Annotated in this window: 1 pseudogene; it reads right to left on the reverse strand. The window is 59.5% G+C overall.

The features are described from left to right. Window positions 1-257, reverse strand: a pseudogene (locus HMPREF2952_RS03860) (hypothetical protein); the annotation flags it as partial.

A 257-nucleotide genomic window follows, 5' to 3' on the forward strand; every position in this document is an offset into this window, starting at 1 on the left:
TAGATGTCTTGGCCGTTGGCGCCGGTCGTTTTCACCACATCTTTGATGTTGGTGCCGGCTGCAACCTCGGTACGGGCGGCGGCGCTTTGCTGTTTCAGCTGGCTGTAGTTGACGGCGTCGGTGTCATCGGTACCGGCGGCAACGTTGGTCACTTTGTTGCCGGCGGCATTGATGCCTGACTTGGTCACACTCGGGCCACCGGTAATGGTGAGGCCGTCTGAATTCAGTTTGCTGTCGCCTGCGGTGACGCTGTCAAC

Source organism: Neisseria sp. HMSC068C12 (genome assembly GCF_001814095.1).
GTDB classification, from domain to species: domain Bacteria; phylum Pseudomonadota; class Gammaproteobacteria; order Burkholderiales; family Neisseriaceae; genus Neisseria; species Neisseria perflava.